General features: G+C 50.5%; 28 protein-coding genes and 2 tRNA genes. 13 read left to right on the plus strand and 17 right to left on the minus strand.

Annotated features, from left to right (window positions below):
- Window positions 1–28 precede the first annotated feature (28 nt).
- The 17 genes from AC0IWZ_RS11820 to AC0IWZ_RS11900 form a co-directional block, all read right to left on the minus strand.
- Window positions 29–2,062, minus strand: a complete 2,034-nt coding sequence (locus tag AC0IWZ_RS11820; protein ID WP_256682652.1) for a ClpP-like prohead protease/major capsid protein fusion protein — start codon at window positions 2,060–2,062, stop codon at window positions 29–31.
- Entirely contained in the window at window positions 1,998–3,536 is a 1,539-nt protein-coding gene (locus AC0IWZ_RS11825) for a phage portal protein (protein WP_471677254.1), read from the minus strand. Before AC0IWZ_RS11825 ends, AC0IWZ_RS11820 begins: the two co-directional genes overlap by 65 nt.
- Window positions 3,533–3,748, minus strand: coding sequence for a hypothetical protein (locus AC0IWZ_RS11830; RefSeq protein WP_115628046.1), 216 nt, complete (start codon window positions 3,746–3,748; stop codon window positions 3,533–3,535). Before AC0IWZ_RS11830 ends, AC0IWZ_RS11825 begins: the two co-directional genes overlap by 4 nt.
- Window positions 3,745–5,835 (minus strand): phage terminase large subunit family protein, encoded by a 2,091-nt coding sequence (locus AC0IWZ_RS11835; protein ID WP_115628045.1) that lies wholly within the window; start codon window positions 5,833–5,835, stop codon window positions 3,745–3,747. Before AC0IWZ_RS11835 ends, AC0IWZ_RS11830 begins: the two co-directional genes overlap by 4 nt.
- Entirely contained in the window at window positions 5,835–6,338 is a 504-nt protein-coding gene (locus AC0IWZ_RS11840) for a DUF1441 family protein (RefSeq protein WP_115628044.1), read from the minus strand. The genes AC0IWZ_RS11835 and AC0IWZ_RS11840 overlap by 1 nt, the downstream gene beginning before the upstream one ends.
- A gap of 331 nt (window positions 6,339–6,669) precedes the next feature.
- Window positions 6,670–6,957 (minus strand): hypothetical protein, encoded by a 288-nt coding sequence (locus AC0IWZ_RS11845; protein WP_471677253.1) that lies wholly within the window; start codon window positions 6,955–6,957, stop codon window positions 6,670–6,672.
- Window positions 6,958–6,993: 36 nt separating this feature from the next.
- Entirely contained in the window at window positions 6,994–7,467 is a 474-nt protein-coding gene (locus AC0IWZ_RS11850) for a glycoside hydrolase family protein (RefSeq protein WP_471677252.1), read from the minus strand.
- A complete protein-coding gene (locus AC0IWZ_RS11855) occupies window positions 7,451–7,801 on the minus strand; it encodes a phage holin family protein (RefSeq protein ID WP_471677251.1) in 351 nt (116 codons plus the stop codon). Before AC0IWZ_RS11855 ends, AC0IWZ_RS11850 begins: the two co-directional genes overlap by 17 nt.
- Before the next feature lie 407 nt (window positions 7,802–8,208).
- Entirely contained in the window at window positions 8,209–9,258 is a 1,050-nt protein-coding gene (locus AC0IWZ_RS11860) for a DNA-methyltransferase (RefSeq protein ID WP_471677250.1), read from the minus strand.
- 149 nt (window positions 9,259–9,407) lie between these two features.
- Window positions 9,408–9,599, minus strand: a complete 192-nt coding sequence (locus AC0IWZ_RS11865) for a TrmB family transcriptional regulator (protein ID WP_471679057.1) — start codon at window positions 9,597–9,599, stop codon at window positions 9,408–9,410.
- 432 nt (window positions 9,600–10,031) lie between these two features.
- Window positions 10,032–10,105, minus strand: a tRNA-Thr gene (locus AC0IWZ_RS11870).
- Window positions 10,106–10,109: 4 nt separating this feature from the next.
- Window positions 10,110–10,186: transfer RNA gene (locus AC0IWZ_RS11875), tRNA-Ile, on the minus strand.
- 211 nt (window positions 10,187–10,397) lie between these two features.
- A complete protein-coding gene (locus tag AC0IWZ_RS11880) occupies window positions 10,398–11,180 on the minus strand; it encodes an antitermination protein (protein WP_471677249.1) in 783 nt (260 codons plus the stop codon).
- A complete protein-coding gene (locus tag AC0IWZ_RS11885; RefSeq protein ID WP_471677248.1) occupies window positions 11,177–11,494 on the minus strand; it encodes a hypothetical protein in 318 nt (105 codons plus the stop codon). The genes AC0IWZ_RS11880 and AC0IWZ_RS11885 overlap by 4 nt, the downstream gene beginning before the upstream one ends.
- Before the next feature lie 2 nt (window positions 11,495–11,496).
- Window positions 11,497–13,371 (minus strand): toprim domain-containing protein, encoded by a 1,875-nt coding sequence (locus AC0IWZ_RS11890; protein ID WP_471677247.1) that lies wholly within the window; start codon window positions 13,369–13,371, stop codon window positions 11,497–11,499.
- 103 nt (window positions 13,372–13,474) lie between these two features.
- Entirely contained in the window at window positions 13,475–14,446 is a 972-nt protein-coding gene (locus tag AC0IWZ_RS11895; protein ID WP_471677246.1) for a hypothetical protein, read from the minus strand.
- Between the two features lie 14 nt (window positions 14,447–14,460).
- Window positions 14,461–14,709, minus strand: a complete 249-nt coding sequence (locus AC0IWZ_RS11900; protein WP_471677245.1) for a Cro/Cl family transcriptional regulator — start codon at window positions 14,707–14,709, stop codon at window positions 14,461–14,463.
- A 107-nt stretch (window positions 14,710–14,816) separates the two neighbouring features.
- On the opposite strand from AC0IWZ_RS11900, the gene AC0IWZ_RS11905 reads away from it, so the two are divergent.
- The 13 genes from AC0IWZ_RS11905 to AC0IWZ_RS11965 all read left to right on the plus strand — a co-directional run bounded on the left by AC0IWZ_RS11905 (window position 14,817) and on the right by AC0IWZ_RS11965 (window position 22,222).
- The gene (locus AC0IWZ_RS11905) at window positions 14,817–15,491 is read left to right on the plus strand and encodes a LexA family protein (RefSeq protein WP_471679056.1); all 675 of its coding nucleotides are present in this window, start codon (window positions 14,817–14,819) and stop codon (window positions 15,489–15,491) included.
- 212 nt (window positions 15,492–15,703) lie between these two features.
- The gene (locus tag AC0IWZ_RS11910; protein ID WP_471677244.1) at window positions 15,704–16,048 is read left to right on the plus strand and encodes a hypothetical protein; all 345 of its coding nucleotides are present in this window, start codon (window positions 15,704–15,706) and stop codon (window positions 16,046–16,048) included.
- A gap of 62 nt (window positions 16,049–16,110) precedes the next feature.
- Window positions 16,111–16,488, plus strand: coding sequence for a S24 family peptidase (locus AC0IWZ_RS11915; protein ID WP_471677243.1), 378 nt, complete (start codon window positions 16,111–16,113; stop codon window positions 16,486–16,488).
- A gap of 119 nt (window positions 16,489–16,607) precedes the next feature.
- The gene (locus tag AC0IWZ_RS11920; protein ID WP_471680503.1) at window positions 16,608–16,964 is read left to right on the plus strand and encodes a hypothetical protein; all 357 of its coding nucleotides are present in this window, start codon (window positions 16,608–16,610) and stop codon (window positions 16,962–16,964) included.
- Window positions 16,964–17,185: a ParE family toxin-like protein gene (locus AC0IWZ_RS11925; RefSeq protein ID WP_471677241.1), complete on the plus strand. Its 222-nt coding sequence runs from the start codon at window positions 16,964–16,966 to the stop codon at window positions 17,183–17,185. Before AC0IWZ_RS11920 ends, AC0IWZ_RS11925 begins: the two co-directional genes overlap by 1 nt.
- Window positions 17,182–17,568, plus strand: coding sequence for a hypothetical protein (locus tag AC0IWZ_RS11930; RefSeq protein ID WP_471677240.1), 387 nt, complete (start codon window positions 17,182–17,184; stop codon window positions 17,566–17,568). The genes AC0IWZ_RS11925 and AC0IWZ_RS11930 overlap by 4 nt, the downstream gene beginning before the upstream one ends.
- Before the next feature lie 9 nt (window positions 17,569–17,577).
- Entirely contained in the window at window positions 17,578–18,438 is an 861-nt protein-coding gene (locus tag AC0IWZ_RS11935) for an ORF6N domain-containing protein (RefSeq protein WP_471677239.1), read from the plus strand.
- Window positions 18,438–19,013, plus strand: coding sequence for a hypothetical protein (locus AC0IWZ_RS11940; protein ID WP_471677238.1), 576 nt, complete (start codon window positions 18,438–18,440; stop codon window positions 19,011–19,013). Before AC0IWZ_RS11935 ends, AC0IWZ_RS11940 begins: the two co-directional genes overlap by 1 nt.
- Entirely contained in the window at window positions 19,003–19,227 is a 225-nt protein-coding gene (locus AC0IWZ_RS11945) for a hypothetical protein (RefSeq protein WP_471677237.1), read from the plus strand. Before AC0IWZ_RS11940 ends, AC0IWZ_RS11945 begins: the two co-directional genes overlap by 11 nt.
- Window positions 19,224–19,628, plus strand: coding sequence for a hypothetical protein (locus AC0IWZ_RS11950; RefSeq protein WP_471677236.1), 405 nt, complete (start codon window positions 19,224–19,226; stop codon window positions 19,626–19,628). The genes AC0IWZ_RS11945 and AC0IWZ_RS11950 overlap by 4 nt, the downstream gene beginning before the upstream one ends.
- A gap of 236 nt (window positions 19,629–19,864) precedes the next feature.
- Window positions 19,865–20,101 (plus strand): excisionase family protein, encoded by a 237-nt coding sequence (locus AC0IWZ_RS11955; RefSeq protein WP_471677235.1) that lies wholly within the window; start codon window positions 19,865–19,867, stop codon window positions 20,099–20,101.
- A 55-nt stretch (window positions 20,102–20,156) separates the two neighbouring features.
- Window positions 20,157–21,470, plus strand: coding sequence for a tyrosine-type recombinase/integrase (locus AC0IWZ_RS11960; RefSeq protein ID WP_471677234.1), 1,314 nt, complete (start codon window positions 20,157–20,159; stop codon window positions 21,468–21,470).
- Entirely contained in the window at window positions 21,449–22,222 is a 774-nt protein-coding gene (locus tag AC0IWZ_RS11965) for a DUF72 domain-containing protein (RefSeq protein WP_471679055.1), read from the plus strand. Before AC0IWZ_RS11960 ends, AC0IWZ_RS11965 begins: the two co-directional genes overlap by 22 nt.
- Window positions 22,223–22,249: the final 27 nt, after the last annotated feature.

A 22,249-nucleotide genomic window follows, 5' to 3' on the forward strand; every position in this document is an offset into this window, starting at 1 on the left:
TCACAAAAGGGGGCCGAAGCCCCGCTGGTTATTTGCCCGTTGATTTCAGCAGACCGCGATAATCCATCGGTGCCACACCCGCATCGATGCGCACTTTCATGGTCACTCCATCAACAGTGAATCCGGAGGTGCTTTCAACTGTTGGCGCGGCGTTACCGTCAAGGTAAGCCACCTCAATGGTGTCTCGCCCTTTGGCAGCAGTCAGATACCAGGCATCTTCGTCTGCATCATCAAGGCGCGGCTCCGCAACAATCGTAGCCATGTTCAGTACTGGGTTTTTAATGCCAGAGTTAGCATCCGCACCCGGTACTGATGTCGAGTGGATAATCTGATCGGCATAAGCCTCCTGGAGCGTTGGCACCAGTAAGAACGCGGGGGAGATATTGAGCGTGCGCGTGCCAGATTTCTGACGTTTCATCTGTGAGCGGGCATCAGCCAGGGTGTCGACAGATAACTCACCGTCCACCAGGTTGTCACGTTCGGCACTGAAAAGTGACGACCCGTTAAATTCAGGATTCCCGGTTAACACCGCATAAACCAGATCCCCGACCGTTGCCTTTGCCGCGCGCCCCATAGACTGCGGGATGCGGGTAATAAAGCTCATGTCATCATTAATAATGGCCTGGCGATCGATGCTGAACAGTTCCCCGTAAGTGGCCAGCGCGATCGATGCGCCAGTATCACTCAGCGTGGCATATTTATATTCCGCACCAGCACGCACCTGGCGCAGACTCGGGAAGGCTTCCATCCCTACGCGATGCCCTGGCTTAAAGTCGGGAAGTTCACCCGTGCGTGTCCAGATATCAAACGTTTCATCGGCATCATCCCAGCCCGCCAGCGCTGACTTGTTCGCCACATCCATCAGAATATAAGCAAAATCGCTGCTGCTGTGGGTAAAGGCCATGCCCACGATGCCCATACGATCGAGGCTGGCAACACCAATATTTCGGTGAGAAAGCGATGCACGAGCCAGCTCCATAAGAGACATGCCATTGAACTGGTTGTCCGTCTGGCGTTCGCCGTAGCCAGCACGCGTCATAATCACGTTACGGACAGAATCCCCAACAATATTGCCGTTGCCTGCATGGATATGCGCATAACTGCCTGAAATGGACGTCGTATCCTCTGCAAGCTTCGCCAGCAGCTTTTGCTGCGCAGCGCCAGCGTCGCAGAACTGATCGGTAATACATGCAGCCTGAAGTTCTGAAATGCCGGGATGATTAGCAAATGCAGAAAATACCCCTGATATTGCAGTGCGACGCTCTGTCTCGCGCGCCTGCATTTGCTGCTGCATCTGCTGGGCCAGTGCAGTCATATCAATCTGCGCAGGAGTCGTCGGCGTCTGAGGTTGCTGTTGTTGCTGACTACCCGTTGCGCGTGGTGCGAACCATGTTTGTGCTGCCTTTGGCATTTTTGAAAACTCCTTTGTCACGTTATCGTTGATACATGCCGCCATCGCCATTTCTGGTAGCAACACATCGGCGAAACCCTTTTCAACAGCTTCGGCACCCGTCATCCAGGTTTCCTCGCTCATCATGGTCTCCAGTTCCTCGCGCGGCAGGCCTGTTTTTTCGGCATACGCGTCGAGCATGTTTTTGGCGTTCTTATCCAGAAGATCTGCATAATCCCGCAGGTCTGACGCCTCCCCCATCGCTCCGCCCCATGGGTTATGGATCATAATGAAGGCGTTTGATGGGATGTGGACCGTCGCACCGGGCAGCATGGCGATGACCGACGCCATGGATGCCGCGATGCCGTCGACGTATACGCTCACCGAACCGGACAAGCGCTTTAAAGTGTTGAAAATGGCAAAGCCATCCAGGGTGCTGCCACCCGGTGAATGAATACGGATATCCACCTGCGAGGCATTAAAAAGGCCAGCTTCGCTGACCTCTCTGAGAAAACGGCTGGCTGAGATACCCCAACCGCCAATCTGATCGTAAATGTGAATTTCACCCGGAGAACTGTTAGCCGCCGCCCGGATTTCGTACCAGTGATTATTCATCGCCTGGATCTGGCCGCTGGCTTGCGGTGCCACCAGCATTGTTTGTCGCTTGCTCATTCGGAGTGCTTCCTTTGTCATTAGCGGGGTCGGTGTCGAACACCAGATCGTGATCGCGGTTGAAATCAATCTCCCGCATACGTTGTGATTTAACCTGTCGCGGGCTAAGTCCACGCGCCCTGACCCACTCGGCCTCGGTGGCTGCGCCGCCGCGGATCTGGGTTTTCCAGGCGTCGCCTTCTTTTACCGGATCAATCCATGGCATAACCGGAGCCATATAGGTCGCGTTGTAGAGCGAATCAGGATCAATATCGGACGGGATTTCAACGCCGCTGAGCAGGAACATTTTCAGCCATTCGCGGTACAGAGGGCGGGCTGTTCGTGAAACAAACCACTCCTGCAGGACGCCATACCCCTCGAAGCTTTCCACCAGCTCTTGTCGCTGGGCGCTGTAGGTGCCGTTGTAATCACGAGCAATCGATGAATAACCCGTACGCGTTCCTGCTGCAGCTGCACGTAGCTGACCGCTTCGAAACCCAAGCATGTTGGTGTTCGGTCGGTTTGACTCCAGCATTTCAAGCTCTTCGCCTGGGGCCAGCCCGTCATAAATCATGCCCGCTGACATTTCAAAATCGCGATTTTCTTTGTCGGGTTTCTGCCAGTCGCTGGCATCATCCGCATAAACCGAACCATCACCACGCTTAATAAAAAACCCGAGCGAAGCCGCTATCCGCGCAGCGATACGCTCCGAATCTTCGTACTCTTTCACATCGGAAAGACGCTGCAGAACTCCCGCAAAAATGGACATTCCGCGCACCTGGTGCAGGCGCTTTCGCATGGCGAGATGCAGCATGCGTTCAGCCGGGATGATTTTGGTCTGACTCGCGCCCAGACCGCTCTGAGGATGAAACTTATAAACGTTGTAGGACAGCGCCCGACCCCAGGCATTTACATTAACGCCCTGGATGGTGTTAAAGCCTTCGTTGGCACCCGTTAGATTGAGAGGGACGAAATCAGCTTCGAGCATTTCAAAAGAAAACTGCACATTGCTGTTGTAACTGACGCCTTTCACCGGGCCGCGGATCAGCTGCGTGAACACCTCGCCATCCCGGACAGCAGAACGCAGCATTAGGCGCTCCGCTTCTGCCAGGCTGAAGCTTCCAGTGACTTCAGGTGATTCCGCCCACCGCTCCCAGGCAGCAGATATTAGCGCGGCGAATTGCTCGTGAATCTTCCCGTCAGCACTCAGTGGCTGCGGCTCTATCTGAATCCCGCGCGCACCAACAACCCGCTCTTCCAGCTTGTCGAGGATCCCGATGGCTATATCGTGGTTTTCATCCAGCCATCGCGCCTGCTCGCGGATAGATGCGCCGGCAGCAAAGATGGCGGTATTAGCACTTCGGCTCTCACGTCGTGCAGCGTGCGTCCGTGTTGGCCTCGCGGCTTCATACGCCTGAACCTGTATCTCGGCGCGCAACCTGCGTGCGGCCCAGCCCGGAGAAAAAAGGGATACTGCTTTGGTGATCAGGTTCATTTGCGCCCCGTAAAATTAACCAGCGAATAAGGCTTCGCTTTTCCGAGAGCCTGTCGATATTTACGATCCCAGTATTCGTACTGGGTTTTTAGCGAATCCAGGCTCTGGCGCGTCAGGTTACGACCGTTCATCCCCATGCTTTCAGCATCAAGAGCGTCGGTATAGGCCTTAAGCACCTTGTCACGCATGGCTTTTACTTCTGCAATGTTCACTTAGTCACCTGCATCCTTTTTCCTTTCTTTAATTGGCCGCTCGAAACCTGATTCACCGGCTGCCGTCCGGCTTTTTCTGGCGGCTTCGTTTTTGCGGGGCCGCCAGGAGCAGCGGATAAATGCTGAGACATTGCCCAGGATGGCGGTTTACTCCAGTCTTTGATTCGCTCATATCCCCGCAGAACCGCCAGCGCATGACCGTAGCAAAACAGATCCAGCGCCTCATTCGCGCCGTTGCCGGGCTTACGCCATTTGCCGTCGGTTGCTCGCACCTCGTAGGTCAGCTCGTCATAAAACCACTCCCCGATCCAGTCGGGAAAATGGATGAATCCCGGCCCGGCGGTCTCTCGCTTCAGGTTGTTGTGAATGCTGTCTTTGAGCTTGTCCGTCTGTAACAGATAAAGAGGCACATCGCCGCGCGCACCCGCTTTGCGGTCGCTTCGGTTGGTGTTGTCCGGGTAGGTGCGGGTGATGAGTTTTGCCCGGGTTGAGCTGTCGCCCTTAAAGAGATACACACGCTTTCCATCACCGTTACGCCTGCAGCGGCGCCAGAACTTGTAGGCGTTATCCGTCACGCCATCTTCGCCGCCACTATCCACCGCCATGCATAACACCGGCAAGGTGCGGCTTGGATCGGTTTCCAGCGCGTACTCTTTCTCAAGAACATCGGAGATAAGCAGATCCCAGTCTTCGGGATAGCCACCCGGATCTACGGGCAACGCCTCGCCATGGGCATCACATCGCAGCGACGTTTTAATGTTGTAACGGTCAATCAGCCAGCGCTCACCGTGCTGGCCATAACCAATCATCTGCACAACGAAACGTCGCTTTTTCCCGCCCTGCACATCCACGGTGGCCACGATAAAGCGCACTTCTGGCGGTACCAGGCGCTTGCCATAATCTTCGGCGCGCGCCATCAGTTCATCGCTTTGCCGCTGGTCCATTGCCGAACGTGGCAGGTAGGGTTGCCCCCAGTCGGTATTAATGACGGTTTTCAGGGTTTCTTCGCTGCCTGTCGCCTCGTAATCCTGCTCTGCGGTCAGGCGTTTATAGACAAGCTGGGAGAGGGTCTGATAGGCCGCTGCGGGTCCTTCCATCCAGAATGATGCAATTCGAGAGCGTCGCGGCTCTCCACCACGCTTGCCACCCGCATCGATAGTCTCGCCATCACGTAACCAGACGCCAAGACCGTTGAGCTCACGCTTTTGCTCCGGGTTGATCTTCCCGGCACAGTACGGACACTGGACATATGCAGCCTCGCTCGCCAGCACCGGATCATGGAGATCATGATAGCCAGCAACGGTATCGCCAATGGGCTGGAAGTATTCATCGCAGTGCGGGCATGGCCAGTACCAGCGTCGGCGGTCACCACGGTTGTACAGTGAAAGGATCCCGGTAGCAGGCGGGGCTTCATGCGGCGTGCGACGTCGCCATTTGACATCAACAACATCACGTCCGGGAGAGCTCTCCACCAGCGTCATACCGGACGACATAAAAGTTGTTGTACGCTTTGAAGCCAGAGAAAATGCATCGCCCTCTCCGTCAATATTCTCGGGGAAGCGATCATAATCAGTCAGCGCCACGCACTTATAATCTGACGACGACATGATGTTGACGGACGGCCAACCAATTTTCAGGTAGTTGCCCGCGAGGAAGGTCCGGTCGTATACGTTGTTGTCGTTACGGTTAGGGCTGAGTCGCTTAACCACCTCGGGACTTGATCGAAACGTTCGGGCCAGGCGTTTCTTCGAGTGTTCACGCGCTTTCTCTTCCGTCATCTGGATAATCAGCATGTCGGCCGGGTCACAGATAATGTTGTAAACCACCCATCCGTCAATTAACCCGATAGTTTTACCCGTACGCGCTGGCCCTATAAAAATCACCGCGTCATATTCTCGGGAGGTCAGACAATTCATCGGCTCGATGACGTAGGGCGCCACCAGCGGATCCCATGGGACTGAGTTGCCCGCGCCCATGGGCACACGCATGAACTGTGCGACCGCATCAGCAACCGGCATACGCCGGGGTGCCCGGATAATGCCGGCGATATTTTTCCTCGCCCTGCTGGCCGTTGCCTGATTCAGCATTATACCTCCTGTGGATCATCCTCCTCATCAGCTATGTCAGCATCAAAGACCCGCTGCGCTACCTGATCCCGCAGGTCATCGATAACAGACTGAACGCGGGATACTGCGGAAGGTTGTAAACCACAGTCGCGCTCCAGAATATCGGGCAGCGTTTCCAGCACCTGGACCATGGCCTTTGCCATGGATGAAAATTCCCGCATTACCTCACTGGCAGGGATAAGCTGCGACGTCTCCTGCTCGAACTTGAGCCGCTCGCGCTCAGACTGAAACCACGCTTTGCGATCGGGTGGCAACATTTCATCAACTTTTATCTGTGCCGGGTCAGCAGTACGGCTCAGCAGCACGACCAGAAGATCGAGAACCGAATAGAGTTTTAATTTCGGATTACTGCCTGGCGCCAGAGGAACGTTTGACAACCTACTGGCGATGGTCTGTCGGTGCAGATCCGTCATAGCCGCAAGCTGGTTGATGTTGAGGCGGAAATTCTTTAGTTCGTTATCCATGATGATGAACACAAAATAATCATTTCGACATCCTTAAAATATAATAACAAGCAAAATCAATACATTAACTACATGATGATGAAGCCAATAAAATGCAAAAAACTAGCCGTTCCCCGCGGTCAGTCGCCCCCGTGGAGCAGCCACCCCGCCGGGAGTACCTTGGGAAAATCAGACCGCTACCGGGCTGGTGGCCCTGCCGGCGCGCCTGTACAGGTCGGAGTAGCTTCGCTTCCTCACGGTTTGCGGGCAGGGGGTTGGCTCTTTACGGCTCATCGCATAACACTCCACAATAGTCACTCTCGGGCGCCATCGTAATGACACCCTGTAGTGATTATTGAGCCGGTGCTGGATCCGATTCAGGGCAGATTAATTGCTGAAGGTCTGCATCGGCTTGCTTCTGCTCTTGTTTCTTAGCAGCCAGATTTGCAGCGGCTGCTGCCGTTGTTGCAGTAGATGTTGCCAACGCGACTTCGGCGTGCTCTGCCTTGCGATCAGCGGTTTGTTTAGCGCTCATGGCTTCACGTTCGGCTTTTTGTTCCGATTTGAGCTGGTCACTGGTGCACGCGGATAACAAGCACGCCAATGTCACGCCAGTTAAGACGATAATTACTTTTTTCATTTAGATTTCCTGAAGATGCGTGGACGAATGCCCGGATTAGAAATTGTAGGTTGGCTGCCACTGTCCGGAACGCATCACAGCAGCATGACGCTGAGCACGGTCGGGGGTTTGCTTCGCCCAGGTGCTGTCGAGCATCTGGTTTACTGCCTCATCCCAGTCTTCGGCAACAATTGCGCTGAGCATGTTGTGGAAACCACTTAGGCCACTGGAGCCCATCTGATACGCCATTGATGTCAGGATATCGATGCGCGGTTGGTTGCAATGCACCGTGGCATCATTGATGTCGTCATACGAATACATCGATTCACGAGTAGCATCAACGTAGCTGTAAAGCCATGCGTCGATCGTGTCGTCATCGAGTGTGAACGTATAGTGACTAACTGGCGCGCCCTGAGGGCCGAGCTTGAAGCCCACACCAGTTGTTGGATAACCAAGGCTGTCGAGGTAAGGCGTATATCGAACGCCTTCTTCCTGCCTCAGTAATGGAATGATTTCACTTTTCTGATTCATCTTTTCTCACCAGGTTGTTTTTACGAGAATCCCAGGCACCGAGAACAGCAGCACGGATCCGGTCAGCACCAATAAATCCGACCAACATTCCGACCAGTGGCATCCACTCTTCGTGTAAGCCAGTCTTACGCATGACAGCCAGAACGCTTAATGTGATTGCGATTGCCAGCACTCCAGCGAATGTTGATGCACACCAGCCTTTACCGTCTTTCAAGGCGGACCATAACGCAGCGAGGAAAGCCGTCAGACTTCCCCAACTGGCATAGGGGTGGTTAAGCAACCAACCGCCAGTCGCTGTTAACCAGCCAAGCAAGCCGGGCTCTTTTTCGATCATATTGTTACCTTGTCCGGCTTACGGGCATAAAAAAGCCCCGGCGGATGCCAGGGCTAATAATGCAAGTGTGGAATTTCAACATTCCGCAATAAAAAGACAGGAAAAAAATCAAAGGTAGATGTCCGCACACCACGACTGTATGAGCGCCGACCTATCAAGGAAAAGCTGCAGCAGATTCTTGATAGCACTCATAATCCGCGGACTGACCCGCAAGGTGGTTCCAATCCACCATTCATCAATGAGCGCGGAATCAGTGGCGCGGAGAATATACAGTGCGATTACGTGGCTATTAGCTATGCGTGCTGAAAATGAACGAAAACCACCACAAAGACAGCGAATTAAGTAGTTAGACTTAGGTTTTAAATGCAAAAACTCGCCTTGCCAGTTAACAATTAGTCGGCAGAAAACTACTTAGCGCGTTGTTCGATTTCGTCCTTCGTTTGTTCGAACCTTTCTGGATCCAGTTCAATACCGATAGCTCTACGACCAAGCGTAAGAGCTGCCTTAACAGTCGAACCTGAACCCATAAAGAAGTCTGCCACCACATCACCTGGCCTGCTGCTGGCGTTGATGATGTCACGCAACATGTCGGCAGGTTTCTCACATGGGTGCTTACCCGGATAGAATTGCACCGGCTTATAACACCATACGTCCGTATACGGCACGGCTGCACTTACAGTGAACGGTCGACGCAGTCGTTTAAACTCGTCAGCCAGATCGAGATATTGCCTGTTTAATGCCTGATAGTTCTCGCTGAGTTGCTGGCGATTTATGCCCAGGCCGGACTGTTGCCGTCTTTCCCAGGCAATATCATCAAACAGCTTCTGCAACTTTGCATAGTCTACTTCGCTGGGCAACTGCCACTGGCTGGCACCGAACCAATGCGACACCATATTTTTCTTGCCCGTGGCTTCAGCTATTTGTTGAGCCGTTACCCCGAGTTCGGCGCGCGCATTGCGAAAATAATCGATAAGCGGCGTCATAATATGGCGACGCAGGTCATCGCAACTCGCGCTGTAACCGTCACTCTTCCCGCGATAAGGGCCAGGGTAATGCTCAGCAAACAGCACGCGCTCGGTCGCCGGGAAATAGCTGCGCAGATCCTCTTTATGACACCCATTCCAGCGGCCACTGGGTTTAGCCCAGATGATGTGGTTGAGGATGTTAAAACGGTTGCGAACGAGTAGTTCAATATCAGCAGCCAGCCGGTGACCGCTAAACATATACAACGAACCGGCGGGCTTGAGAACGCGGCAGAACTCAACCAGGTAACTATCAAGCCAGAGCAGATAATCTTCATCGCCCCGCCACTGGTTGTCCCAACCATGAGGCTTCACCTTAAAGTAGGGAGGATCAGTGCATATCAGATCGATGCTGTTATCAGGAAGGGTTTTGATGTACTTGAGTGAGTCGGAATTCACCAGTGTAATACTGGATTTATTTACAGTAAAAGCCATAGACCTTTAAGCGTCCGTTTGTTAGGCTCAACTTGCTTTAGCGCTAAAGCTGTGGGCCCTGGGTTCGCTTGTGACCTCTAGACATGAGCGAATGGCTGGTGAGTGCTACAACATCCACCAGCCGCCCATTTCACAGCAGAAGCCTCCTGTTACTGGAGGCGCTTATAACATCCAAACTGGTAATCTGATAAACCCGCCATCACCAACTGCGTCAGTATTAACTGGCAGCGTTCGCGCGTCAGGTGCGTATTCTGCGCAATCTCCCCAGCCGTAGTTGGCTTCTCGCTTAATTCATTGAAAACAACTTTTGCGACTTCTGTCATATCTTGCTGTTTTAACATGGCTTTTACCCCTTCCATTTCTGATGGCATACAGATAACTCTGGTTGGGCAGCACAGCAAGATGAACGACAGTATTTCCGTCTGACAGCGCAGTAAATGCGCTGGTATTGGGTTTCTATGTTTAGTGAGGAGGGCGTATATATTCGATAAACAAAAACCCGCACTTGACGGGTTTGGCGTTGCATTCGGCTGGGTACTAACTTCGCATTTTGAACAGCCCGCACAAAATGCATTGAAGCCAATACCCATGCGAATGTGCTTTCCAGTCACTCCGGGTTAACCCATCTTCGCAGACTGAAAAGCTTTTTCTGGAACGCGGTGCCGGGTGCCTCCCGGTGAGCTTTTGGACAGCCTCCATAGCTCGCGTACTTTTAAGCAACATCTCTACTGTTTACGCCCCTCCGCACAGGGGGATTCACCGCTTAATGTGTTTGGTGCCGATTACCGGAATCGAACTGGTGACCTACTGATTACAAGTCAGTTGCTCTACCTACTGAGCTAATGGCGGTTTGGTGGCCCTTGCTGGACTTGAACCAGCGACCGAGCGATTATGAGTCGCGCGCTCTAACCAACTGAGCTAAAGGGCCGAAGCAGGGATAATAGGCAGACCAATCAACCATGTAAATTATGTTAGTTTTGCTAGATGTTTCTTTGTATCAGGAAAAACAAAACCCCGCCGAAGCGAGGTTTCATATAAGTGGCGGGTATTAACAACTTCCCACTATTCGAAGCATACACGACAACTTCGGACAAAATCAATATTTTCAGCATTAAAATTCAAAATAATGCCGCCATCTTTCAAAAATTAGTCGCTCTTTCGAATGCTATTTCTGCCTTTCCCTCTCCCCAGTGGCATTCCTGCACCAGACCGTCATAGAAGGGTTTCCAGTTACGGGTCCATGTTCTGACATGCAGATCCGGAACAAGACTCAGAATCGCTTTATGGACGTTTGTTGAGGGTATGCTTGCAAACCCCTTTCCCGAACAGCGTTCACATTCTTTAAATACCGGAGCACCCTGCTCACTGGTGGATTTGCGGTCGAGCACACGTCCGATCCCTTTGCATCGGCAGCGGGCCGATAACGTCCCTTTTCCGTCACAGTGCTGGCATTGCTTTTTAACCGTCTGCGGTTCTACCCAAGGGGCGATTTTCTCTTCACCATCTGCACCGATATAGCCAGGGTAACGAACCACCTGTTCCTGAACATCCACCAGCCCTTTACCTTTGCAATGTGGGCAGTCTGAAGAACTGGCCGCCGAGCGCGAATATTCAGTAAAGGCAAATCGGGCCAGAATGAGCATGCACTTGCCAAACTGATCACCCGCAGCCTTACGCACATTTTTTGGCGCATCGTCCATCGCCATACGTGCCAGCTCCTGTACGGCTTTCTGCTCATCTCCTGCGCTGATGCCATTCTTACCGAGGAACGCCCAAAGACCAAACCTCGCTTTCGCAGCTGTGGTGCCGAGCGCAGCCATAACATCAGTACCGGTGATCCTGTCCGGTGAAGTGGATTTGGATGAATCGGTGATAGCCAAACCTTGAGGGCTGAAATGCTTCAATGATGATTCAAGTTTCATGCTGTCCCCTCGCTATCAATATTCCCCAGCATTTCAGGATTACCGCCCAGCCGACGAACCTCATTTTTCAGCACCATGTTTTCCATAATCAGCGCGCCGATCTCGTTTGAGAGATGTTTGGCTTTTTCTTTGAGGCTGAAATATTCGTCAGGTGAGATACACTGCCGCACCTGCTCTTTTGCAAAACTAAGCGCCTCAATCAGCTTGTCGTCCACGCCGCCGAAATCATCAATGCCAATATTTTCCTGCTGACGAACCTCTTCCTTGAGGGCTAAATAACGCTCTGTGGCTTCTTTCATTGTTTCGTTAATCATTGTTAGACCCTCGTCACGTTATTAGCTTCCCACTCCAGATCCACTTCACTCTGAAGCTTTCCGGCGAGATAGTTGAATGGAGTGTTTTTCCCTTCAAGGAACTGGTGCGATCGGGAATCAAACGTCGCCCCGATATCACCAATCCACCCTTCTCCCTCACGCTGCTTGAGGAGCCGGATCATTGATGACGGGAGTTGAATAGCCGCTTGCTGGTCTTTATCGAGACTTTCATAACCATGCTGGTCTGCTTTTCTCTGAGCCAGTTCGCGCGGAATGTTGCGCCATACCGACATAACGTTATCTGGCATATCGGTCAGCGCGCCCGTGCCTTTGACGTCCATTTTTCCTGTTGGCGCCCCCTCGTTGTTGGTTTTACGGGCATGAGTAACGAGGATCACATGGCAGTTGTGTTCGTTTTTGAAGTCACAGAGAGTGTCGATGAAGTTTTTTTGCCCGGTAAAATCTTCTTCATCCAGTCCACATTTAGCCAGGTTATCGATAACGAATAATTCGATGCCATAACGCCGACGCGCATAAGCGAATATCTCCAGAAGGCGTCCTGCCTTTGCCGTTCCGGTTAACTTGAATACCCACAGACGGTCTGAAAACCATTCATTGGTCATGACGATCTCGGTATGAGCTGGCGAGGCTGTGCAGATAGTCTGACGGGTAAGTCTGGCAAGCATTTTCCCGGGCTTTAGCTCGAGCGAAGCAATGCAGGTTCTGATTCCCTGATTCATGGCTTCAATGGCGATGTGCCCTACCAGCTCTGTTTTTCCGTGACCGTTCACCCCATTTACGAGCGTCAACTCTCCGGCGCGGAACTTAAAGTTATGGTTAAGCGATTTCCACGGCGAGCTGAAAAGACCAACATCACGATGGGCAAAGGCTTCAATGGTTTCCTGAAGCAGATCGCCAGCTGAGCAGAGTTCGTCAGGGTCAAAGAACTTAGCCCGCTCCAGGCACTCAAACACCCGGTCTTCGTTCATACCTGCTCCCAGGCATTCGTTAATGTCTTTGTGCGGAAGCTCTACAAGTCTGCACCGATGTTCACCCAGGCGGCGGGCAATCTCTTTTGCTGCCTCACGACCCACATCATCATTGTCCAGGCTGAGCCAGATTTCATCGAACCGGTCCAGATTGTGATACTCGTACTCGATCCACTGCTGTTTAGCCCCTTTCCCGCCGCCGAACGGCACTGACAGCGAATTGATGCCAAGCTGGGTATAAGTCATGCAGTCGATTTCACCTTCGCAAATCACAACCGATCGGACTTTAGCATCCAGTGCCTGCCAGCCGAAAAGGCATGGTTCGCAGTCAGCTTCAGCCATGATCAATTTTTTGCCGTTTGGCCGCGCAATGCCAATTCGCTTTACCTGGAGCAGTTCATTGTTGCGGATGTACGGGTAAGCAATGGCAGGTAATTCCTGTTTCCCGTCCGGATCCCAGATCACTGCATCCGATACACGGAAAAGGTCCGCAGTCTCTTTGGTAATGCCACGGGTTAACAAATACTCGTAACACTGACTCGCTTTTTTAACGCCTTTCCGCGTTGGTTTCGAAAAGGTTTTTTTCTTTGCCTGAAAGTGATGATCGTCATCCTTGAGACCTAAAAGCTCCTTCGCTTCCCTCATGGCGTCGTGTAACTGGCAGTTGCGGACAAGCACCCAGAGGTCCAGCAAATCACCCGTTTCGCCACTCGCAAAATCAGACCAGACCTTTTTTCCAGCCAGATTCACCTTGAGGCTCTTCCCGGCTTCGCCGTTTACACTGCCTACAACCCACTCACGGCTCTCAAGATGGCCTTTTGGTAGCAGATACTTAACCACACGCTCGGCGCTCTCCCAGAGCTTCTCAGACAACTCAGATGGGGTCATTACAAACTCCGTAAATCAAATTTCAAAAAACACCATGTCACGAACTCCTCACGCACAATGCCGTGGTTATATCCGGACACCAGCAAACGCTTGAGGAATGGTTTCATGAGCGATAACCACCGTTATGTGCTCGTGACAGTGCCGCTGTGTTTATGAATACTTCAGCTGAACCATCAGTTGCAGGGGTGCACCAGGTAGATCCCTGTGGTGCAGATTGCGATGACGTGACCGTTGCCTTTGGAGCGATTCTTTCGTCGTTCCAGCGCTCACCGTTGAGATACGAAGTCGGGAGAAGCTTATCCACGCCCAGTTCATTTGCCTGCACTCGTTCACGGATATCGGCAGCCAGAATCGATGCGAACTCTTCCGGTGTACCGTGCTTAAGTTTTTTCCATTCCCGGTATTTAGCCCGAAATGCCGAACGGGCTTTAACCTTTGCGTCTTTGCGTAAGCCTGCAATCCAGAAAATATCTTCGAAAACCGTATCGACTGGATCTGACTTATCACCTCCGTCATCGGCTTCTTCCGGACCCTCACACGCAACCTGCGCAGGCATATTTTCTGGTTCTGAAAAAACATCGTCGCCAGTCCGATTCGAATCGGACAAAGTGTTTAGTTCCTTCCTTTCCTTTCCCTTCCCTTCCTTCCTTTCCCCTTGGTTCGCGTGGTCGTCGCGTTCGCCACGCGTGAACGTCGCGCCAGAGTCCGCGCCATTGCTGGATTTAACAATTTCACAGTCTGAAACAGCCGGAAGATCTGATTTTGACTCCTTGTTGTTAATTACCTGGTGGTTTTTGAACGAAGGAATCACGCCATATTCACCCGTTTCATTCGCGTATTTAACGAGAAAGCCACGCGTGTTTAACGCGTTAAGTACGCGTGACATATCAACGGAATCATAAGGAAGTATCGCGGCCTTAAGGCGTAATGGACGCCATTTGAATCTCCCTTCTCTGTCACACTGAGTCCATAGCCCGATGAAAGCTAAACGGACAGGCAATCCCGTCTCCTGTTCCAGTTCGAATAGTTCATCATGTAAGAAAAATTCAGGTTTAATGGTTCTGATTCGGGCCATAGCCATTACTCCTGTTAGTTAGTCGCAGCAGTGACTGAGCACTTCAATTCCGGCCAAATACGTTCCCAGGTCTCAGGATGCAGAGATTTTCGTGTAACAACACCGCCACTATGAATCTCAAGTTGCACACATATCTCTGGACCAATCACTGAACCAGTGCTCATCACCTTTCGTAGATAGTTAATGGTTGTGCCACAACGCTCCGCGAAGGCTTTTTTTTCATTCGGAGAAAGCCCTGCCATGAATAGCTTTAAGGTTTCCATGCTATACCTCTGTTTAAATTAACAGGATTGATATTACCCGCAGGTAACAGGATAATCAATACCCACAGGTTATTTACCAACAGGTAACAACTGATAGAATGAAAAACATGGACAAATATGAAAAACGCCGTTTACGGCTCATCCAATTACGGGATGATTACTGCAGTGGTAACGCTTCTGAGCTCGCAAGAAAAATCGAGCGTGAACCTTCCTACGTTTCTCGGATGCTATGGCCTGAAGAAAAGGCGGGGAGAAAGAGAATCGCCGACGATATGATGGAAATTATTGAAAAGGCGTTCGGTCTTCCACGTGGTTGGATGGATGGCATAGTGCATGACCAAGCGCATGGAAATGTATCAAACCCAAAGGCATACACACCCGGCAATAAATATCCCGTACTAAGTAAGGTTCAAGCTGGTGCTTGGGCAGAGGCTTGCGAGCCCTACACCCTGAAAGATATTGATCTGTGGCTTGAGTCTGACGCCCATATTCAGGGTGATGCGTTTTGGCTGGAGGTCGAAGGCGATTCAATGACCGCGCCGATGGGGCTAAGCATTCCGGAAGGAACGTTCGTGTTGTTTGATACCGGCAGAGAGGCGGCAAACGGCAATCTGGTAATCGCAAAACTGGATGATCATAACGAGGCGACGTTTAAGAAACTCGTGATCGATGGTAGCCACAGATACTTGAAAGGGCTTAATCCACAATGGCCAATGACGCCTATCAATGGTAACTGCCGGATTATCGGCGTAGCTATCGAAACAAAGATGCGGCTGCTCTAAGTGTAAACTCTTCGCTTTTATAAAACCCGGTTTTCCGGGTTTTTTTATACCCATTGTTAACCTATTCCTTCTGAAAAGTCTGATAAAATAAATTAATATCATTAATTATCAATCGGTTAAATAATTTATAATGTTTTATTACCCCTGGGTATTGATTAAACGTGTTACCCAGGGGTATAGTTCACTCATCGGCAAACAACGGAGCCAATGAGATGACTCACCAAGAACGCAGCAAGCTATTGCCAGGACAAGACAAAGGCCTTCCGCAATTTGATATTCATGACAAGTTGAAGATGGAAATTAAAAATTCCGGCAAGAGCCATTCTTATATGATGGCAGCCCAACCCCATCAAGGTGATGCGAATATTGAGTTCATTACCAGTTTATTTCCTGAACTTCTTTTTCTTATTTACAAACGAATTGATGAATACTTTGTACTCGTAGATTTCTTCAAAACATACGAAGAAGCTTGCGATGAAGCAAAAGCTATTATTGATGCTCGCCCGAGACTTAAAGCAAGTTTGAATTCATGGATTGAACACTCAAAAAGCAATTAATCAAATTCCGACTTAATTGACAGCCTAACGGCTGGGGTCAAACTCAGCCAGAGGAAATAAAAATGAATATTACCGCCGACATGAAACTTAGTAAAAAATTAGAAACCTGCCAAGTTGCAATTATCCCATTTAATTTCCAGCCTTACGGCACTGAGCAGCAATTTATTATCAACATGCCTGATGATTCCATGTCTGGCACCATTGAGGCCGGAGAGCAATGTCTCGTAAAAAAACATGAGGGTAACTTGTGGGATGCGGTCTATTTATATGAATTAGGCGGCCAGCATTTTATTAAACGCCTTCAGACGGTAAAAAATAAATTACTAATAATTTCTGATAATAAGTTTTATGAAACATGGGCAGCGAGCGAGGAAATTAAAAAGCAGATGAATATTATCGGAATGGTAACAGCTTACCTTCAGATACATCGTATTGGTTAAGGTGTGATCATGACATTCATTAAAGACCTCACAGCATATAAAACAGCATTGCTTTACATGGCGAATGGGCAAGAGGTTGTTGCTCACATCTATCTAAAAAAAGCATATGGATATTCATCATGAGAAACATGATTGAACGCAACAGAAAAAGAATTCTTAATGCAGCGTTAAATAGGCTTCATCGTAAAACAGGTGGCAATCTCCTGATGGTTAACTTACCAGATGGAAAAATCGAAACCGTAGAAGTCACTGAAAATTTCATGAATCAATTATTGCTACGTTTCGAGTTATTGGTTTATGGCGAATATGGAAGAAAGGACGGTGAAGGCGTTATTAAATCAAGCTATGAAAATTCCATTGAAATTAACCGTGATACCGAATACCTGACCGATTCCGGAAAATTAATAATTGATGGCTTATTACAGGAAGTTGTCGATTACGCGAAAAAGAATCACCTGAACGGGAGCGACAAATAATGGCGCTTACAGCAATCCGCGTTCCCGAGTGGGTGCATACCCAGGCGGTTAACACACTCAGCAGGTACAGAAAACGGCGGGTGAATCCCTGCCGTATGCACGGCTCAGGGAATCTGAGCCTGAAAGTTAACAGGCGCTGGCGACTTCTCTCAAAAGATGGCGGCCAGAACTGGGAAGTGATGTCACACGAACGGTATTCGAAACTGAAGGACAGAAAATGATGACTACGAGCAAAGTTAAATCAGGTATCGATGCAGCATTCAGCCGCCCTCTCCGCCCGGTGTATATCGTGACACGTCACGGATACCGCAAGCGCTGTCTGAGCCGTAGCGCCGCGCTGAATAACCTGGCGCATTACATGACTACTCATGTTTTCCGCCTGATTGGTATCAGGACCCATCACCCTGATATGCCAGTACAGCGCGATGGCGTGATCGTCCACCAGCTCGGCCAGCCAACTGAAGTTTACCTATCTGCTCATGCCCGCTGCATTCGCCGTATTCGTCGCCTTCAGGCAAGGAAACGTGAGATCCAGCAGTGGCAGGACAAGCACGACGCCCTGACCGAACAGTACCGCGAGTTCATGAAAACGAAGCCGTTTTAAGGGGAAGGCATGGCAATGAAAACTGAACTTGCGCCGGTGGCAGCTCGTGACTTGCATGTGATCGAGTATCGCGGTCAGCGTGTGGTGACCACTGAGCAGATGGCGGCGGGCTATGGCACTGATGCCGCCAACATCAAAATGAACTATTCACGCAACGCCGATCGCTTTGTGGAAGGAAAACACTTCTTCAAAGTTACCGGCGAAGAGTTGGCAAGTTTGCGAGTGACTTTTAGTTACCTGCAAATTTCCAGCAAAACCCGATCTCTTATGTTGTGGACGGAACGCGGAGCTGCGAACCACGCAAAGATGCTGGAAACCGATCAGGCATGGGGCTATCACGAAGACCTAGTGGATTTCTACTTTACCCAGCGCGAGGCGATTAATGCGCCAGTAACGCAGACCACAATCAGCCGAAAAGAACTCGCACTGATGGTGATCGAGGCAGAAGAGCGCGCTGAAGCTACCGCACTCGAAAATAAAACCCTGAACGTGACGGTTGAGAATCTGGAGAAGCACTTTACCAAAGGAATGACTCTGCCGGCGTTCGGCAAAGCGCTCAATGGTGTTAACACCAGCAAAATCACCTGGTGGGCATATCAGCGTGGCTGGATTTACAACGAACAGTCAGATCCCGAAAAGGAACCACGCTGGCGTGTTAAATCGTATGCCAGGGACAAATATCTGACTGAGCAGGACGTGCAGATTAAAGACGTCGGCAAAGAACCGTTCACCAAAAAGAAAATAGTGCTGCTGCAGAAAGGCACCCATCGCATTTACCAGTTGTATCTCAAAGGTGCTTTACCGATGAAAACGACCTGGAACGGCGAGTTTAGCCACGATAAAGCCATTTATACGCCGGAGACAAAATAATGCTGATGCCAACTGATATTCTCCGCGCCGCTCTTTGCTGCGTGGCCGATGAAAAAGAAGAGCGCACTTACCTGCAAGGGGTATACATCACCCCGACCCACATCTTTGCTACTGATGGACGGGCAGCCGTGCGTATGGAACATGGCGCAGACACAGATATTGATGCGGTGTTCTTGTTCAAAGGCGATATACCTGCCAGCGCGGAAGGAACCCTGATTCATCTTTACAACGATGGCTGGATGGCTATTCACGTAGACGAATACGATCAAGCCGTGGGGAGCTGTGAGCTGACCAAAGTTGAATGTCGCTACCCTGATTTTGAAAAATTGCTGCCTGCATCACCAGAGCCAGTGGAAGAGCTTCCGATGTTTACGTCCCGACTTCTTGCATTGCCACAAATGATGTTTACCAGTGGGTTCGGTCCAGTGAAGTTCAAGCCATATGGCAAAGATGCACCATGTCAGCTGATTCTCGATCCAGTGACCAATCATCTTTATGGCAATCCATTCCTGGTGATTATGCCACTTCACGATAACGCCTTTGAACTGTGCGCGGAGGTGCTGAATGCGGATTGATCATCATCAAGGCGAAGTTATCTCATCGGTAACAATCACCAGCACTGTATTGGAGTTTCGCAAACACAACCGAGTGGTTGATGTCGCCCTGTTCTTGACGCTAGGAATAGTTGTAAAGCGTAGTGGAATGTTCTTTATGAAGTCGATTATCACCGGAAAATCTCGCGATGTACTGCGGGCGTACCGGGTAGCGGTAAGGGAGGCAGCACGATGAGCAATCTTCAACTGGAAAACGGGCGTATCAATCTGGAAGGTTTGAATGGGATTGCGGACCACCTTAAGGCGCTGGCTATCACGAACAGAACTCTTGATAGGCTTAAAGATGATTTGAACAGCAATAAAAGCAGCGACAGCGACTGGCATCATCGGGCAACAGCAGCCCACAAAGGTTGGTTCTGGATGCGCAGCCGAATTTGCGAACGTCTGTCTGTTCTTCGCAGAGAAGAGAAAGAAATGAACGTTATGCGCGCTCGATTTGAAGATGAAGAGCTTCTTTCCCTTCTGAGAAAGCAGGTAACAAAAGCGGATTTAGCCTCATTACGTCTGGTCGCTCGGGCTATTGCAGAAGAACGTTTGCAGGAAGCACTCAGCAAGTCAGAGGATAATTATGCCTGAGCATGCTGACCTTAACGACACGCTGGTGAAAGCCAGCGTCCAGATTGACGACGGATGCGACCATACAAAACAGCTGGTTTGGAAGATGAACGCCAGGCGGGATATGCGGAATGGCGTCAGTGTGCCAATGCCACCAGCTCCGAAGGTAGCAGCGTCGAAGATTGAACCGAAGAGGAAGCCCCGGAAACGGGGTTATCGAGTTGTGCACAAAGCAATTGGCGCGGTGTGAGGTGGAAATGAGCAATATAATTCAATTGGCCCCTAACGAGTGGGTTTGCGAAAGTGTTCTTATCGCTGTTACCGGGTTAAAGCCCGGAACCATCCTCCGGGCCAGGAAAGAGTGCTGGATGGTTGGGCGAGAATATATTCACGTCTCACCGGACGGAAATCCGAAGCCATCCAGCGAGTGCATGTACAACCGTAAGGCTGTAGACGCATGGGTTGCTTCACTCAAAAATAAACAACCAGAGTGATTTGATGCCATGAAAAAGGTAATCTCATATCGCTCTTGGGCGTCTGGAGGAATCAATGGATAAATTCACATATCCGACAGGCGTTGAAAATCACGGTGGCACATTGCGCATCTGGTTTAGCTATAAAGGTAAGCGTGTCAGGGAAAACCTTGGTGTCCCTGACACCGCTAAGAACAGGAAGATCGCCGGGGAACTGCGGACATCAGTATGTTTTGCCATCCGAACGGGAACCTTTGACTACGCAGTACAGTTTCCTGACTCACCTAACCTCAAGATTTTTGGGGTAGGTAAAAAAGAAATTACAGTGAAAGAGCTTGAAGAAAAGTGGCTGGATCTGAAAAAGATGGAAATATGTTCGAACGCGCTCAATCGCTATGAGTCGGTCGCAAGGAATGTAGTGCCAAGGATCGGGGGAGATAGACTGGTAACCTCAGTGACTAAAGAGGAATTACTGTACATCAGGAAAGATTTGCTGACCGGTCATCAAACACGATTGAAAATGAAATCCCCGGCCAAGGGACGAAGTGTTGTTACTGTGAATTATTACATGACAACAATTGCCGGAATGTTTCAGTTTGCTGCTGATCACGGCTACTTAGCTGCGAACCCATTTGATGGAATTAAACCGCTAAAAAAAGCCAGGGTAGAACCAGATCCGCTAACTCGTGATGAATTTATCCGCCTGATAGATGCATGCCGGCATCAGCAGACGAAAAACCTGTGGTCATTAGCAGTGTACACAGGAATACGTCACGGGGAGTTGGTCTCCCTGGCCTGGGAGGATATCGATCTTAAAGCGGGAACAATTACCATCAGGCGCAATTATACAAAACTTGGTGAACTCACACTACCGAAAACAGAAGCAAGCACCAACCGGGTTGTGCACCTTATCCAGCCAGCAATCAGCATACTGAAAAATCAGGCAGAAATGACAAGGCTAGGTAAGCAGCATCCCATCGACGTCCAGCTCCGTGAGTATGGCCGAACGGAGCGCCATGACTGTACATTTGTCTTTAACCCACAGTTTGTCAGACGGTGTAAGCAGGTTGGGTTTATCTATAAGGTTGATTCGGTAGGCGACTCATGGGACGCGGCGTTGAAACGCGCAGGTATCAGGCACAGGAAGGCGTACCAGTCACGGCATACTTATGCGTGCTGGTCTTTGTCTGCTGGAGCAAACCCGAGCTTCATTGCCAATCAAATGGGACATGCAAGCGCACAGATGGTTTTCAATGTGTACGGGGCATGGATGGCTGACAGCAGCGCAGAGCAGATCGCAATGCTTAATCAGAAGCTTTCCGATTTTGCCCCACAGATGCCCCATAGCCCACACAACAGCATGAGAGCATCATTAAAATCAGTAAGTTAAATACGGTTACCCGACATGTTAATTGTGTGGAAGGCAACACCACGCTTTATGCACTACCTAAAGCAGAGATTGTGTCGCGCTGGCGCGAGATGACCTCCGATGATTTCCGCTTCTGCTTTAAATTTCCGGCGACGATTTCCCACAATGCAGCCTTGCGCCAGTGTGGAGATTTAACGGCGGAATTTCTCGACCGCATGTCGCCCCTGGCCAATCGCATCGGGCAATACTGGTTGCAGCTTCCGGCTACCTTCGGGCCTTCTGACTTAACCGCGTTGTGGAATTTCCTCGATTCGTTGCCAAAAGATTTCACCTATGGCGTTGAAGTTCGCCACCCTTCTTTCTTCGATAAAAGTGCTGATGAGCAAGCGCTTAATCGTGGCCTGCATGAACGTGGTGTAAACCGAGTCATTCTTGATAGTCGCCCGGTTCACAGTGCAAAGCCTCACAATGAAGCCATTCGTGAAGCGCAACGCAAAAAGCCTATAGTTCCGGTTCACGCACTCGTGACGGCCAAAAATCCCATGGTGCGATTCATCGGCAGCAACGATATGGAGCAGAATCTGACGTTCTTTAACGCCTGGATTAAAACCTTGCCAAAGTGGGAACAGACCACCACGCCATACCTCTTTTTACACACGCCAGATATCGGGCTGGTGCAGGACCTGGTTCATACATTATGGCCAGGGCTGCAACACGCCTTCCCTGAACTGGGTAACGAACCGGCAATTCCAAAACAAAACTCCCTATTTTAGGGGTAGCGACAGCATATGGTTCGCGCT

Source organism: Buttiauxella sp. AC142, from assembly GCF_979253435.1.